Raw genomic sequence first — 13,893 nt, 5'->3', positions numbered from 1 at the left:
AAAAAGAATGTTATTATTTTCACATAGTCAATTGACATCAATGTTGGAGGTGTTCATTCATGGGACAAAATGCTAGTCCCGCAACGAAGCCCGCTCGCACTAGAGCACCGAGAAAACCTAAAAAGAGTCAGCTGCCCATCGCATTGCTGGCTACGGCTCTCGTCATTGGATTTGGTTTTTTCCTGAATCAGTACAATGACAAAATGGTTGTCTATTTGCTCTTCGGGCTTTCGTTTGGCGTGATTTTACAAAGATCACGATTTTGCTTTACCGCTTCAATGAGAGATCCGTGCATTACGGGGAGTACTTCCGTGACGAGGGCGGTTTTAATCGCTTGCTCCATTGCAACGATTGGTTTCACGGCGATTAAGTACTCCGCATTTGCGGGAGGCAACCCGATTCCGGGCATGGATAATGTCGGCCAGATCAGTCTGGCATTGGTCATCGGCGCCGTCATCTTCGGAATCGGGATGGTCATTGCCGGCGGCTGTGCCTCCGGTACGCTGATGCGGGTAGGGGAAGGCTTCACGATGCAGATGATTTCACTGCTGTTCTTCGTGATCGGCTCCCTGTGGGGCGCGCATGATATGGGCTGGTGGCGGGCGAATGTGATCAAGGATGCGCCGGCCGTATTTTTACCAGATGTATTTGGCTGGTTGGGAGCATTGGTGGTTCAGTTCCTGATCATCCTGCTGCTCTATATCGCTTCTGTCAAATGGCAGGAGAAAAAGATGGGCAGCGCGGAGTAAGAAAGTACAGCGAAGCAAAGAAGGTTACCTTGACAGATTGCTTGATTCTTTTTCACTCAAAAGTGAATTATTTCACAAATAATCCAGAGCGAGATCAAAAACAAAACAGTCGAACGATTCACAAAAAAAATTAAAGGTGGTTTTCAAAATGGCAGAATTTACGTTGGATTGCATGGGAGAAGCTTGTCCGGTTCCTTTGATGAGAACAGAGAAGAAAATGACGGAGCTGAAGGTCGGCGATGTGCTGGTCGTTGCGATTGACCATAGCTGCGCGATGAAGAATGTTCCGGAGTGGGCTAGGAAGCAGGGCCACAATGTGGAAATCGAAGAAATCGATGACGGAGAATGGGAAGTTATCATTGAGAAGGCCAAATAGAATTTTCGAAATGAGGAGAAAGGAGGGGGATTCGAGCGATGAACGCATTTTGGTTGAAAATATCCTCTAACCGTTTCTACAAGCAGCTGTTGAAGGAGCCCTTTACCTACGTTACCGGAGCGGTGCTGCTCGCAGTATTTGCTATAGCCCATCTCGCTGTGTTCTCGAAAGGCTGGGGGGTAACGGGCACCTTTGCCGATTGGGGAGCCTGGCTGTACCAGCTGGTGGGCGGCAATGCCGATCAATGGGCGTATTTCAGCTCGGAAAAGGCGCAAGAGAAGCTGTCTGCCGGATTTTTGAACGATGGCGGCTCAATCCGCAACCTAGGTATTATTCTGGGGGCGCTGCTAGCTACGCTTTTTGCCTCTGAGTTCAAGCTGAAGAAAATCCGATCGATGAAACAGGTGCTTGCGGCCATACTGGGCGGACTGCTGATGGGCTATGGGGCGAGACTTGCGAATGGATGTAATATCGGGGCATTGTTTACCTCGATATCGTCGCTGTCGCTCTCCGGATGGATTTTCTGGTTATTCTTGTTCGCTGGAGCTTTTATAGGCAGTAAATTATTAGCCAAGTTCTTTATGTAAAGAGAGTTCGAGCAGGCTGACGCAGGTCAGCCTCTTTGATTACAGGAGGGTGAATGGCATGGAGAAGAAAACGGAACAGTATGATGTCGTCATTATCGGCGGCGGGGCAGCGGGATTAACGGCGGGTATTTACTGTGGGCGCGCCAAGCTCAAGACATTGATCCTGGAAAAAACTTTGGTTGGCGGTCTTGCCACCTATACCAATGAGATCGAAAATTATCCCGGTTTTCCAGAGGGAACGACGGGGACGGAGCTAATGGGTCTTTTTCATAAGCAGGCTAAAAAATTCGGCGTGGATTTTAAGATGACCGATGTAAAAGCGGTGTCCGCTGCCGGGGAGGTGAAGGTCGTCGAAACATTCCGGGTTCGTTACGAATGCAAAGCGATCATCGTTGCCAGCGGCGGGAAACCGAGGCTGACAGGGGCGAAGAACGAGGAGAAGTATTTGTATGATAAAGGGATTTCCTTCTGCGCCACGTGTGACGCCGCAGCCAATACGGGAAAAACGATAATGGTCATCGGCAGCGGGGACGCCGCGATTGAAGAAGGGATTTTCCTGACGAAATTTGCCGATAAAGTTATCGTCTCCGTCATGCATGACCATGGCAAAATGGATTGTAATGAAATTGCCAGAAACCAGGCGCTCGATAACCCGAAGATGGAATTTATGTGGAATACGATGGTGAACTCTTTTGAAGGCGAGGAGAAATTGGATACCGTTGTCTTGAAAAATTTGAAAACCGGTGAGCTGCAGCCCGTGAAAGTCGATGCCTGCTTCCTGTTCATTGGATATACTCCGAATACCGAAGTATTGTCCGGTGTGCTGGAGCTGAATCGAAACGGTTACGTACTCGTTAACGAGAAGATGGAGACGAGCATTCCCGGCGTGTTCGCAGCAGGGGACGTATGCGACAAATTCCTTAAGCAAGTGGCTACTGCGGTAGGAGATGGCGCGATTGCCGGTTATGGGGCCGAGAAATATATATCTGAATGCGAAGTTTATGAAAATCAGATTCAAAATCACGGCAAGCCTTCGGTCGTCTATTTATGGAATGCGACGGAGCCGCAGTGCCGCGAGCTGCTGCCGTTGATCGAGAAATTCGAGCAGCTTCATTCTGGGGAGCTGCGGATGACTAAGGTGGACGTATATAAATCCCCTGGACTTGCTGCCAAACTGGGGATAGACACCGTACCGGCCGTGGCTTACCTAACGGATGGGAAGATTCAAAGGGTTCTCACCGGGAAGATAAATGAAGCACAGTTAAACAGCCTCTTATCCTAGGAGCATAGGGAACAACGAAGCAAGAACCCGATCAGGTAATGATTCGGGTTCTTGCTGCTCGCGTTTATTTCCTAATCGAAAAAGAAACCGTGGTTCCCTCGCCAAGCTTGCTTTCGATCTTGAGGCCGCTCCCATAAAACTGCTTCAGCCGCCTGTCCGTATTATGAAGGCCGATTCCAGTGCGCTTGTCGAACTGGCGATCAAGAATATACGCAAGCCTTGCTTCATCGATGCCCTCCCCGTTATCTGAAATGCGTACCTCGACGTCGTAGTCGCTCTGCGTAATGCGAATTCTTACTTCTCCGCCTGCCGCACGATTCAGAATGCCGTGGGTAATCGCGTTCTCTACGAGTGGCTGGATTGTGAGCGGGGGAATATCGATCTGAATAGGATTATCGACCTCCCAGACGATCTGCAACCGGTCGCCGAAGCGTTCCTTCTGAATGTATAGGTACGAACGCACCAGACTAAGCTCATGCTCCAGCGAAGCGGTCTGATCGAAGTTCTGGAAATCGATGCTGAGCCGGATATAATTGTTCAGCTCCTCAACCAACGCATCCATGCGCTCCATATCCACTTTGCTGAGTTCCGCAATCGCCGTAAACGTATTTAAAATGAAATGAGGCTTGATTTGCGCTTGAAGCCAGGCCGCTTCCAGGCGCAGCCGCTCGTTCACGGATTTTTTTAGCTTCGTTAATGATTTAACTCGCGATTTCAGCTCGGTTGCTTTCATTGGCTTGGTGACATAATCGTTGGCCCCGGCCCGGAAGCCAGCCTCAATGTCCTCGTCTCTGCTGCATGCTGTCAGCAGCAATACAGGCAGTTCGGACAACGAATGACGCTCCCGAATCCGGGACGTCAGCTCATAGCCGGACATGTTCGGCATCATGACATCGCTGATAATTAAATCCCAATCGAGCTGATCGAGCAGGGACAATGCAGCCGGGCCGCTTGTTGCTGTTAATATTTCATATGGTTCGGCCGCAAATATACTCTCCAGCACCTTCAAATTGACCGGGTCGTCATCTACAGCCAGCAGATGGATGCGGTCGCTTAGCTGCTCGGAAATCAACTTGGCCATCGGCTCAGGCAGCGGCTTGGACATCGAATTTTGCAGCGGACTTTCTTTGGTAACGGCATATTGCTCTCCTGGAATGTCCACTATGGCTGGCTGCTCCTGCGCCAATGTGACGTCCTTCGTTGGTTGTTGAAGCATTGGTTCTTCGAGCTGATCGACTGGAGCGGCTAATTTCATTGTAAAGGTAAATACCGAGCCTTCGTTTAGCTTTGAGCTGGCTTTTATGGTTCCGCCGTGCAGCTCCACGAGCTGCTTGCAGATGCTGAGCCCAAGGCCGAAGCCGCTTCCCAGCGCGGTTATGCCTTGAGCTGCCTGCTCATAAGGCTCAAAGATTCTCTCCAGCACCTCCGCCTCGATGCCGATGCCTGAATCCGCAACGGAAATAACCGCCCAGCCGTTCTCTACCGAGGCTTGAATCGACACCTCCCCTGCATACGAATACTTCACGGCATTGTGCAGGAGATTGACGAGAATTTGAATCGAGCGGTTCTCATCAGCGATGACGAGGGGGAAGGTGCTGGGAATCCGATTGCTGAACTTGATTTGCCTACCATCGGTCATAAATTGCAGCATGTCGATAACGGTTGACGTTACGCTATGAATGGAGACAGGGGCCGGCGACAGTTCAATGCGATTTTCCTTTAGCCGTCCGAGATCGAGTAATTCATTCAGCATATATGACATGCGGCGTCCGACAGTAAGCAGCAGCTCGAGATCTTTAGCGCTTTTATTTCCAAGGCTGTCTTTCTCCCGCTCCGACACCGATTGCGAGATATTTAAAATGCCATGCAGTGGATTGCGCAGCTCATGGGCGACCGTGGCGAGGAAATCGTCTTTATGCTTGTCGGCTCTTTGCAGCTTTGTTGTGAGCTTTTGGGTTTCGTTCAGAACTTGAAAATATCGTTTAAACCAATACGACGCAAAACAGATGGTGGCGATGATAAGATCGAACGGGTAGGAAACCATCTCGATGCGAAGCGCATAAATGATAAATAGCCAGATCAAGCTGCTAATCGCCGCGATGGCAGCAAGCAGCAAAAAGATATTCTCTCTGCTGTTCCGGATCGTTGAGCCGAACATGACCGTTGGGGCCAGCAGACAAGGGATAGACATGATCAGTAAGTAGACGGGCTCCAATATAAATATGTAGGAAGCTGGCAGCAGCAAAATCGACATTATGGCCGCAGCGCATGCGATGATAAAGATGAGAGAGCCCGTAGTTTTTAGAAAATATGGCAGCCGATACCGAATCGTTTGCAGCAGGAAATAGCCGCCGGAAATGACGACGATATATTGGAATTTAATCCCCCATTGATAGTCGAAGGGGAACCACACAAACAGCAGCCTCTCGCCATCCAGCAGCGTACCAAGCACGATGCAAGTGATCATGCCCGAAAAGTAAATTAAGCGCTTGTCCCGATTGCCGATAAAAAACAGCACAACTCCATAAAGCGCATGGATCATGTAAGCTACACAGGCGAAACGAACCATATCGTTGGCAAAATGTATCTTCCGATTCAATGTATCTTCCAATCCAAACTTAATAGACCGATCAATACCGCCCTTACGGGTGTTATCAAAATTAGCCACTTGAATGACGAGATCGAGAACGCCCTCGTTTTCCAATGTGTAGTAAGCTGTATAAGGGATATTTTGCGGCTTGTATGCCTCTTTATGATCCGCGGGCTGTCCGCTTTGTGCGAGCAATTGGCCGTTGACGTATACCTCAGAGGAGGTCGAGATGTTTGTAATATGGAAACCGTAGGACTTGCCCAGGTCAGGATCGACTAGAATTCGCAAGCGGTAAGAGCCGTATCCATAATAAGAGTTGGTATTCGGCTTCTGGAGAAATTTCCAGCTGCCCGGAACCGGTATGTAATCGGCTTTATCCTCTAAAGCCATGTTAATATCGCTGTTTTGCATGAATAGTGTATACGGATAAAATTCCCACTCGCCGTCCAGTTTTATCGGGTGCTCTGTCAGCTGATCCCAATTCCTCAAATCCAATTCTCCTTGAATTGCAGTCGGCTGAGCCGGTGCGGTGAAGAAATACATCCACACAAAGCGAAAGCCCGTTAGGATGGATAGAAATAATAGGGATATAAGAAGTGTTTTTCTTTTAGTCATCATAGTCTACCTAAATTCGACAATTTCGCCAAACCCCTCTAGTTAAATATGAGAACACTCAAACGCGCTATCAAGGATATATTAACATACCTGAAACCCCTAAAATCATCCTGTTCCCGATTTAAAGTTTTTTCGGGGTAAGCGGTTGAATAAATATAGGATATAATATTGGGAGTCAGCACAAAATCAATGATCATGGAAGGAGAGATGCCATATGACGCAGCCCTATCATTCTTGGGATGAGCGATTTAAATCAGAGGAATACGTGTACGGGAAAAGCCCAAACGTTTTTCTGGAAGCGATGCACTCTAATCTCGTCGCAGGGGGAGAGACGCTCACGATCGCGGAAGGAGAGGGGCGTAACGCTGTTTTTTTGGCGGAGAAAGGAATGCGGGTAACGGCTTGGGATTATGCTCCCTCGGGCATCGAGAAAATGAATGCCTTGGCGACGGAGCGAGGAGTAACCCTTCAGTCTGAGCTCGTAGATTTAAATACAGCAAGCTGGGAAAAAGAAAGATGGGATCAGGTTGTGAATATTTTTGGTCACTTTCCGGCTACGCTCAGAGAGAAGACGCTTTTCGCCGTGAAGGATGCGGTAAAGCCCAAAGGTCTATTCATCAGTGAAGTATACTCCGTTCATCAGCTTGCTTATCAAAGCGGCGGGCCAAAGGAATTGGACATGCTGTATCGTCCGGAGGAATTTCTTGAAATCTTTGCAGGCTGGCGGATTATTCATTTTTTTATGGGGGAAGTGGAACGACGGGAGGGGAAGCTTCATCAAGGACTCTCCCATGTTATACAATTTATAGGCCAAAAAGTATAGGATATCAGGAGAAACGTCTCAAATATACCAAAAATAGAAAAATATTCTTGTAAAATAGGCTCGTTTATCGTATATTCTAATTAACTCGATAGTCCATATTTTCCCAAAGATAATTACTGGCTTCCAGTAATTTCGGACGAGGTCATTTAGAAGGCGACCGCAAACAAATAGAAAGATGTTTTATCGCTAAAAGGGTGATCTCTAACTATGGAATCAGTCGCATTTATGGTTTTTTCAACCATCGAAGGCCTGGGTATTTTCGCGTTGATGATGACTATTTTCAAGATTAACCCGTTTCATTATTTCTGGCAGGCCTTATTTGTTGTCCTGTTAATGTCACTGCAGAGCTATCTGCTGCGCAGCGAGCTTTCTCTCTATTATTTAGCGCCGATTACCAATATTATGTTATTTATATTTTTTGTAGCTACGGTGGTTAAAGAGCCTTTGGTTGGATCTGCAATTATTACGTTCATTGGTTATACAGCATTCAGTTTGCTGCAAACGATGATTGTAACGATCGTATTCGACTCCATCATTGAATCACAGACCGTTCTGATTTATGGATATGCTCTGCAGACGTCCAGCGCAATTACGATCGGGCTTGTAGCTTGGCTGCTCTATAAGCTGGGAATCGGATTTACATGGAGCTTCGAGAAGGTCAGATTCAAGCGGGAGGATCTAATCGTCAGTTCTGCGATTTTTGTCGTATTGATATTTTTCACCATTATTCTTTACCGGAATGAGATATGGTCTAATATATTGTTTTTCTCTATCACGCTCTCCTTTTTTCTATTTTATGCGGTAAGGAAGGAGAAGAAGGATTATGATCCATTTGATGGCTGACAAAATTGCGATCAAAATTAAAAGAACGGCTCCCGATCATCCGGCCTCCATTGCCGTTCTGCGGTATTCCATCGCCCTGTTGCTGAATGCCGCTCTGATCATATCCATAACGCTGCTGCTATCGGCGTTAACAGGCAGGACGAAGGAAGTAATCATGCTACTTGTATCGTTTGCCGTCCTTCGTCAGGTTTCGGGCGGGATTCATCTCAATTCCGGCATGAAATGCGTCCTTTCAACGACAGCGCTGTTTACATTGCTTTCTTTAATCGAGCTTAGCTTTCCCTTGGCGATGACGATCAACGGGATAGCTGCCATACTTTGCCTCATCTTCTCCCCATCCAGAATACAGCAGCAAACGCGTATTCCCGTGAAATATTATCCACTGCTTAAATTGGCTTCCGTGCTGATCGTATGCTCCAATTTTCTAATCATGTCACCCATTCTTAGCCTTTCCTTTTTTGCTCAGTCGATGCTGTTAATCAAACTAAGGAGGTGAAAATGATGAAAAAAGTAGCTTATGCCAGTGCTTCCATGTTGTCTCTCTTCGCTGCGTTTGTTGTATCCACTGCTAGCTTCTTGTATATCTATCAAGGCGAAACGCCGGAAGAATTGCTCAAATAATTAAGCATGGTAACTGAATCAAAGCAGTCATGCATGAAGGTTGGGAAACTGTTGAAATGCGAAATTTTAAATTGAATACTAGGCAAGGCAGGAAACCCAGTGGCGCTGTGAAGAGCTATTGGGTTTCTTTGTTTTGAGTTTTATTTTTATTAGAGTAAAATAGTTTGATATGAAATCCCTTCCATTAGGGAGCCAGAAAGGATAGAGAGATGCTGAAATCAATTCTGAATCATTATCCGCTGGAATACAGCGGGGATATACGGCAGGGAGCAAGCGGCTGGAACAATACGACTTATTTTATTGAAGGCAGCCTGCATCGCAGTGTACTGCGGATTTATGAAACGCATCGCGATATCGAAAAAATACGATTTGAACACGCGGTGCTGCAGGCGCTGAATCAGCTTGCCATGAGCTTTAGCGTTCCGCTTCCCATTCAAACGATGACCGGTGAGACGATGGTGCAATTGGAGGATGGCAGCGGCAGATATGCCTGTATGTTTGAGTACATTGAAGGTATGCGGTCAGAAGGGGAGAGCGGTAGAGCAGCCTTTTCATTCGGGGAGGCCGCCGGAGAATTATTGAGCTGTTTGGCTGAGGTTGAGCCCGGTGTGCAGCCGGCATATCGACCCTATTATGAATTGCCCCAGTCTTATCCTTCATGCAGCCGTGAAATCGTTCTGAAATTTTGCGGGCAGCCTCCCGAACCGTTCAAGGATTTGCAGGAATCGTTGAGCGAGCTGGGACAAGCCTATACCGGTATGCTCCAGCAGCTGAACGGGCTGGGGAAGCTGCCGCAGCAGCTCATACACGGGGATCTCAATTATTCCAATCTGCTGATAGATTCACATGATCCCGCGCAAGTGACGGCGCTGCTCGATTTCGAATTTTGCACAAAGGATGTACGGGCGATGGAGCCTGCAGTCATTATTTCCGGGCTGCTGGGCCAGGGCAATGATGAGGGACGGGAGGCTGTAAGGCTGTTCTGCCGAGGCTTCGGCGGCCGGATTCGTCTTACACCTGAAGAGGTTGAAGCTATTCCGGTACTTATGCGCTTGCGCCAAATCGATGTATTCCTGCACTTTATGAGCCGCTTCTTAAACGGTATCGACGGCGCCGAGGTGCTGCGTAAGCAAGTGGGGTATATCTCGTCCGAGCTCAGGCAGCTAGAGAGGAACGAAGGCTGGTTTGCTGAGGCGTTGATGAGTGATCTCCATCCTAAGACTTCTCAACTCTAATTACGATATATATCTTATATAAGTTTTAAGAGCACCCCCATAAACAGCTATGATACACACGTAATAGGAAGTGATTACTTTTGATGGACAGGCCGATAGAACATATTCTTAAAATAGTCCAAGAAGAGGGCAATGCAGCTGAGAGAGAGAGGCTGATCGAGCACTACCGCCCCTTTATTCTTCGGACGGTTTCCCATGTGTGCAAACGGCAAATCGGATGGGAGCATGACGAGTCCAGCATAGGCTTGATCGCTTTTAATGAGGCGATTGACCGTTATAACGATACGATGGGCAAATCCTTCGATAACTTCGCTTTTATGCTGATCCGCAATCGCCTGGTTGATGAATTTCGCAGGCAAGGAAAAATATTGCGGGCCGAAAGCGTCGTATATGATGACGTTCAGGATGAGTTTGATCAAACAGCAATGGAAATCGCCAGCTCGATGGAAGCTTATGAACGGGAGCAGTCTGCGTTCGAATTGGCGCAGGAGCTCATACTCTACGGTGAAACCTTGCAAGAATACGGTGTAACCCTAGAGGAATTAGAGGATTTATCACCCAAGCATCGGGATACCCGCAAGCAATTCATTCAGATAGCCAAACAATTTAGCGGGCATTCGGACTGGATTGATATTTTACATAAAACCAAGCGTCTTCCTATGAAAGAGATGCTGGATCTTTTTAGAGTCAGCCGTAAAACATTAGAAAGAAACCGCAAGTATTTGATTGCGCTCGTCCTGATTTATTCGAACGATGAATTTGGGCGAATTCGTAGCACTGTCTCGTTTGCGGATGTAGGAGAGTGATAATGATGCAAGGCACAGTGATGAAAATAACAGAACATTGTATCGTTGTCCTCTGCCAGGATGGGACTTTTCGTAATTTGCCGCATCCGCCGGCAATGCCCGGCTTAGGGGACAGCATTGTCGTCCCTTTATCGGATCAGCCGAAACAGAGGAGCAGCTACAAGCGTTATTTGAAAAAACAATGGATTTATGCCGCTTCTTTAGTATTGCTACTAGGAGTAGTCTTTGTCTTTAATTATTTGCTGGGATCGAAGCAGCCGGCGACTTTGGTAGCTATAGATATTAACCCGGGCATTGAGCTGATTGTGAATAAACAGGGAATGATCGATCAGGTGAACCTGCTGAATGACGAGGCCAAGCAGCTATTGTCTGAGGAAGAAGTCGTAAACCAGGATTTCTATCAGGCTGTTCAGTGGATTTTTACACAAGCGGAGGTACAGGGATACCTGGATATAGAAACCGAGAAAAAATGGATTTGGCTATCGATCGTTGATCTTGGCCAGGGAGCTTATTCCATTGATCCGCAGAAAATTTCCGCTCCAAACCAAGGCTATGAGGTTGAGGTTTTTACCGCGAATGAGCAGCAGCTGGAGCAAGCGAAGGACGCGAAGCTGACACTGAACAAATACATCGTTCTGGAGCTGGCGGAAGAAAAGGGAATCCATCTAAGCGCGGAGCAGCTGCGCAGCCAATCGATTCTGCACTCGCTCCAGCAAGCAGAGGTTGATCCAGAGGAGTTATTTAAAGGGTCTCCGCCATTAGGCGGGGAACCGCTAACGAATGAAGCCTTGAATCAGGTTCAAGACAAATCTGTTTCAGAAAAGGATAAGCCAAATGAAGAGCAGGGGATGAATTTGGATAAAGAAATTCCGGCGAAGGGCAGTCAGGGTAAACCGGAAGGTGCCGGCAGCATAATGAACAACAACAGCAGTGTGCGTCCATCCGATGAAAGGGATTTACCTGCACAGAAGCAGACCGATGAATCCATCAAGGCTCAGGAGCAGTCGGCAGCCGATAAAGCGGAGAAGACGCCGAAGGCGAATTCAAAGCCGGAAATTCAAAAGCTGAAGCTGGAGGTTAAGCTCGCTGAGGACGGAGAGATCAAGCTAGAATATAAGAACAAAGATGGGCATGCGGAGGCCAAGGTAGAGAAGAAATCCAAGCAGCAGGAAGAGAAACAGGAGGGACAGCAGGCTATCACCTTCGCCGAGAAGGTGATCAAGCATTTGGATCTTCAGGAGAAGAGCGAGAGGAGCATCGTGGTGAGCCGGGTTATTTCATCGTTAAATCTCAAACAAAATGAGTGGCATGAAATCGAATTCGAGGTTGAATTTTCAGATGGCAGTGAGTTTGAGTTCGAATCTATTAATCCGTTAAAGACTCGGGAGGAAGCCAAGGGGAAGAAGAAGGCGCAGGAGCAAAAGGAGCATGAGAAGAAAGAGAAGAAAGCGGAACAGGATAGAAAAAATCAAGAGAAAGCGGATAAGCAAGTAAAAGAAATCGAAAAGGAAAAAGAGAAGGCTAGAGAGAAAGCAAAGCAGACAGAGGAAGAAGAGAAAAATTAGGTTTTATAGCGCCCCCCACAAAATGATCTGATCCGACGTAATAACAGTTGTATGGAAAACGGCTGGATTGGAGGGTTGTGAATGGCGCTGATCAACTGCGATAAATGCGGAGTACTGATGATTTGGAAGCCAACCCATTTATGCAGTGAATGTCTGAAGCTTCAGCTTGAGGAAGTAAATAAGGTGAAAGACTATCTTGCCAAGCATCCTCAGGCCAGCATGATGGAGGTGGAGCGAAAGACGAAGGTCTCTTTGAAGACGATTCAAGAGATGGCTTCGAAATCATAGACGCGACATTCATATGCAGAATGTGGGTCAGCTCAAAATTATTGCTTTGAAAAGGGGAAGAACATCATGAAAAAATTAAAAGGATTGCTCTGCTTGCTGCTTGCCTGTTTTCTTACCTTCGGGTACACCAGTCAAATTATGGCATCGAAGGATGTACGGACGAATGGATTGGAAAACGGACGCGTGCAAGTGGTGTTGGAATTTGACGATATTCAAGAAGCGGAATGGGCTGCGGGTTACATTACAAAAATGCAATCGAAAAAAGTATTGCAGGGCTTTGAGGACGGTACTTTTCGCCCGAATCAGCCGGTGACCCGCGTTGAGGCGATTGTTACGGCAGTTCGCCTAATGGGACTGGAAGGCGAAGCCAAATCGAAAGCTTTGGATACCCAGCTTCATTTCAAGGATGCGGATCAACTGGACAAGCGGTTTCCATGGGCTAAAGGTTATGTCATCGTAGCGTTGGAACGCGGCCTGTTCGATGCGGCAGAGGAGAAAATTATTCCGGATAAGCCGGCAAGCCGCGTATGGGTATCGAGCTTACTGGTAAAAGCCCTGGGCCTCCAAGACGAAGCGCTTAACCAAATGACGAAGATTCCTGAATTTAAGGATGCGAAGGCTATTCCTGCCGGCGCTGTCGGCTATGTCAATGTGGCCGTGGCGAAAGGGATCGTCAGCGGTTATCCCGATGGTACTTTTAAGCCGAACAAGAACGTGACGCGTGCGGAGATGGCGGCATTATTGGATCGTACGAATGATGGCCTGCTTGAAAATCAAGGAGCCGTGTCCGTCAGCGGTACCGTAAAGGAGATTCAATTTACGACTGACAGTGCCAATCATCAAGTCAACGGTCAGATTAAGATCGAAACCTGGAATAAAGAATTGTTTTCTTACGGCATTTCTTCCAAATTGCCCGTAAAGTATGACAAAAAGTTCATTCTGGCCGATCAAATTGCCGTAAATGACCAAGTAAGATTGGTTGTTCAAGAAGGCAAAGTCGTAGAAGCAGAACTGCTCGATGCGAAAAATCCGATCAAGGACGAAGCATCTAAAAACGAGCCGAAGCCGAATCCAGAACAAAAAGCTGGCGTGGTTATGGAGTTTGAATTCGAGGTTGAATTAACTGGCAAGGAAAAAATAAAGCTGGAGTACAAAAACAAGAAGGGATCGGCTCAGGCACAGGTAGAGAAAAGCTCCAAAAAAGATAAAGAAAAGCTAAACGGCAGCAAAGCCGTTCAGTATATGGAGGAGCTTATTGCTAAAGTGGGTCTCGCCGACAGCATGAGCAGCAAAGAAGCTGTCGATAAGCTTATGACAGCCCTGGATATCGACAAGAATCAGGTGGAAGAGCTGGAGCTTGAGGTTAAATTTTCAAACGGGAAGCAGCTGAAGATCGAAATCGAAAACGATGATAAGGATTAATTCAATAAGCTAACAAAAGAGACCAGTGAATCGCGGCATGCGAGGCTGGTCTTTATTTTGTTATAAAAATAGGACTAAAGTACCACCCATA

14 protein-coding genes are annotated in these 13,893 nt (G+C 47.3%); 13 read left to right on the top strand and 1 reads right to left on the bottom strand.

What is annotated here, in order from left to right; all coding sequences use genetic code 11:
• The first annotated feature begins 59 nt into the window (after positions 1 to 59).
• From ACE3MQ_RS03160 to ACE3MQ_RS03145, 4 genes are all read left to right on the top strand, one after another.
• Positions 60 to 749, top strand: coding sequence for a YeeE/YedE thiosulfate transporter family protein (locus tag ACE3MQ_RS03160; protein WP_379390510.1), 690 nt, complete (start codon positions 60 to 62; stop codon positions 747 to 749).
• 148 nt (positions 750 to 897) lie between these two features.
• Positions 898 to 1,125 (top strand): sulfurtransferase TusA family protein, encoded by a 228-nt coding sequence (locus ACE3MQ_RS03155; protein ID WP_379390508.1) that lies wholly within the window; start codon positions 898 to 900, stop codon positions 1,123 to 1,125.
• A 38-nt stretch (positions 1,126 to 1,163) separates the two neighbouring features.
• Positions 1,164 to 1,712: a YeeE/YedE thiosulfate transporter family protein gene (locus ACE3MQ_RS03150; RefSeq protein ID WP_379390506.1), complete on the top strand. Its 549-nt coding sequence runs from the start codon at positions 1,164 to 1,166 to the stop codon at positions 1,710 to 1,712.
• Positions 1,713 to 1,770: 58 nt separating this feature from the next.
• Positions 1,771 to 2,994 carry an FAD-dependent oxidoreductase gene (locus tag ACE3MQ_RS03145; protein ID WP_379390504.1) on the top strand — a complete coding sequence of 408 codons (1,224 nt, stop codon included), beginning with the start codon at positions 1,771 to 1,773 and terminating at the stop codon, positions 2,992 to 2,994.
• A gap of 64 nt (positions 2,995 to 3,058) precedes the next feature.
• Here the strand turns inward: ACE3MQ_RS03145 and ACE3MQ_RS03140 are convergent, their stop codons facing one another.
• Positions 3,059 to 6,073 carry a hybrid sensor histidine kinase/response regulator gene (locus ACE3MQ_RS03140; RefSeq protein ID WP_379390502.1) on the bottom strand — a complete coding sequence of 1,005 codons (3,015 nt, stop codon included), beginning with the start codon at positions 6,071 to 6,073 and terminating at the stop codon, positions 3,059 to 3,061.
• Between the two features lie 340 nt (positions 6,074 to 6,413).
• Between ACE3MQ_RS03140 and ACE3MQ_RS03135 the strand changes: the two genes are divergently transcribed.
• The 9 genes from ACE3MQ_RS03135 to ACE3MQ_RS03095 all read left to right on the top strand — a co-directional run bounded on the left by ACE3MQ_RS03135 (position 6,414) and on the right by ACE3MQ_RS03095 (position 13,802).
• Positions 6,414 to 7,022 (top strand): class I SAM-dependent methyltransferase, encoded by a 609-nt coding sequence (locus ACE3MQ_RS03135; protein ID WP_379390500.1) that lies wholly within the window; start codon positions 6,414 to 6,416, stop codon positions 7,020 to 7,022.
• Between the two features lie 207 nt (positions 7,023 to 7,229).
• Complete coding sequence (locus ACE3MQ_RS03130; RefSeq protein ID WP_379390498.1) at positions 7,230 to 7,865, top strand: hypothetical protein; 636 nt, start codon at positions 7,230 to 7,232, stop codon at positions 7,863 to 7,865.
• Positions 7,846 to 8,361, top strand: a complete 516-nt coding sequence (locus tag ACE3MQ_RS03125; protein WP_379390496.1) for an accessory gene regulator ArgB-like protein — start codon at positions 7,846 to 7,848, stop codon at positions 8,359 to 8,361. The genes ACE3MQ_RS03130 and ACE3MQ_RS03125 overlap by 20 nt, the downstream gene beginning before the upstream one ends.
• Before the next feature lie 2 nt (positions 8,362 to 8,363).
• Positions 8,364 to 8,486 (top strand): cyclic lactone autoinducer peptide, encoded by a 123-nt coding sequence (locus tag ACE3MQ_RS03120; RefSeq protein WP_074048639.1) that lies wholly within the window; start codon positions 8,364 to 8,366, stop codon positions 8,484 to 8,486.
• Positions 8,487 to 8,695: 209 nt separating this feature from the next.
• Complete coding sequence (locus tag ACE3MQ_RS03115; protein ID WP_379390493.1) at positions 8,696 to 9,721, top strand: phosphotransferase; 1,026 nt, start codon at positions 8,696 to 8,698, stop codon at positions 9,719 to 9,721.
• A gap of 83 nt (positions 9,722 to 9,804) precedes the next feature.
• On the top strand, positions 9,805 to 10,527 hold the full coding sequence (gene sigI, locus ACE3MQ_RS03110; protein WP_379390491.1) for an RNA polymerase sigma-I factor: 723 nt from the start codon (positions 9,805 to 9,807) through the stop codon (positions 10,525 to 10,527).
• Positions 10,528 to 10,529: 2 nt separating this feature from the next.
• A complete protein-coding gene (locus tag ACE3MQ_RS03105; RefSeq protein ID WP_379390489.1) occupies positions 10,530 to 12,092 on the top strand; it encodes an anti-sigma-I factor RsgI family protein in 1,563 nt (520 codons plus the stop codon).
• 81 nt (positions 12,093 to 12,173) lie between these two features.
• Positions 12,174 to 12,380, top strand: coding sequence for a hypothetical protein (locus ACE3MQ_RS03100; RefSeq protein ID WP_379390487.1), 207 nt, complete (start codon positions 12,174 to 12,176; stop codon positions 12,378 to 12,380).
• Between the two features lie 66 nt (positions 12,381 to 12,446).
• Complete coding sequence (locus tag ACE3MQ_RS03095; protein ID WP_379390485.1) at positions 12,447 to 13,802, top strand: S-layer homology domain-containing protein; 1,356 nt, start codon at positions 12,447 to 12,449, stop codon at positions 13,800 to 13,802.
• The last annotated feature ends 91 nt before the right edge of the window (positions 13,803 to 13,893 follow it).

Source organism: Paenibacillus lentus, from assembly GCF_042714055.1.
In the GTDB taxonomy this organism is placed as follows: domain Bacteria; phylum Bacillota; class Bacilli; order Paenibacillales; family Paenibacillaceae; genus Fontibacillus; species Fontibacillus lentus_A.
This window is presented reverse-complemented; position numbering and strand designations above follow the sequence as displayed.

Excerpts from the sequence above, each read along its gene's own strand:
- ACE3MQ_RS03160 (WP_379390510.1), top strand. The coding sequence starts at position 60 with ATGGGACAAAATGCTAGTCCCGCAACGAAGCCCGCTCGCACTAGAGCA.
- ACE3MQ_RS03155 (WP_379390508.1), top strand. The coding sequence starts at position 898 with ATGGCAGAATTTACGTTGGATTGCATGGGAGAAGCTTGTCCGGTTCCT.
- ACE3MQ_RS03150 (WP_379390506.1), top strand. The coding sequence starts at position 1,164 with ATGAACGCATTTTGGTTGAAAATATCCTCTAACCGTTTCTACAAGCAG.
- ACE3MQ_RS03145 (WP_379390504.1), top strand. The coding sequence starts at position 1,771 with ATGGAGAAGAAAACGGAACAGTATGATGTCGTCATTATCGGCGGCGGG.
- ACE3MQ_RS03135 (WP_379390500.1), top strand. The coding sequence starts at position 6,414 with ATGACGCAGCCCTATCATTCTTGGGATGAGCGATTTAAATCAGAGGAA.
- ACE3MQ_RS03130 (WP_379390498.1), top strand. The coding sequence starts at position 7,230 with ATGGAATCAGTCGCATTTATGGTTTTTTCAACCATCGAAGGCCTGGGT.
- ACE3MQ_RS03125 (WP_379390496.1), top strand. The coding sequence starts at position 7,846 with ATGATCCATTTGATGGCTGACAAAATTGCGATCAAAATTAAAAGAACG.
- ACE3MQ_RS03120 (WP_074048639.1), top strand. The coding sequence starts at position 8,364 with ATGATGAAAAAAGTAGCTTATGCCAGTGCTTCCATGTTGTCTCTCTTC.
- ACE3MQ_RS03115 (WP_379390493.1), top strand. The coding sequence starts at position 8,696 with ATGCTGAAATCAATTCTGAATCATTATCCGCTGGAATACAGCGGGGAT.
- sigI (WP_379390491.1), top strand. The coding sequence starts at position 9,805 with ATGGACAGGCCGATAGAACATATTCTTAAAATAGTCCAAGAAGAGGGC.
- ACE3MQ_RS03105 (WP_379390489.1), top strand. The coding sequence starts at position 10,530 with ATGATGCAAGGCACAGTGATGAAAATAACAGAACATTGTATCGTTGTC.
- ACE3MQ_RS03100 (WP_379390487.1), top strand. The coding sequence starts at position 12,174 with ATGGCGCTGATCAACTGCGATAAATGCGGAGTACTGATGATTTGGAAG.
- ACE3MQ_RS03095 (WP_379390485.1), top strand. The coding sequence starts at position 12,447 with ATGAAAAAATTAAAAGGATTGCTCTGCTTGCTGCTTGCCTGTTTTCTT.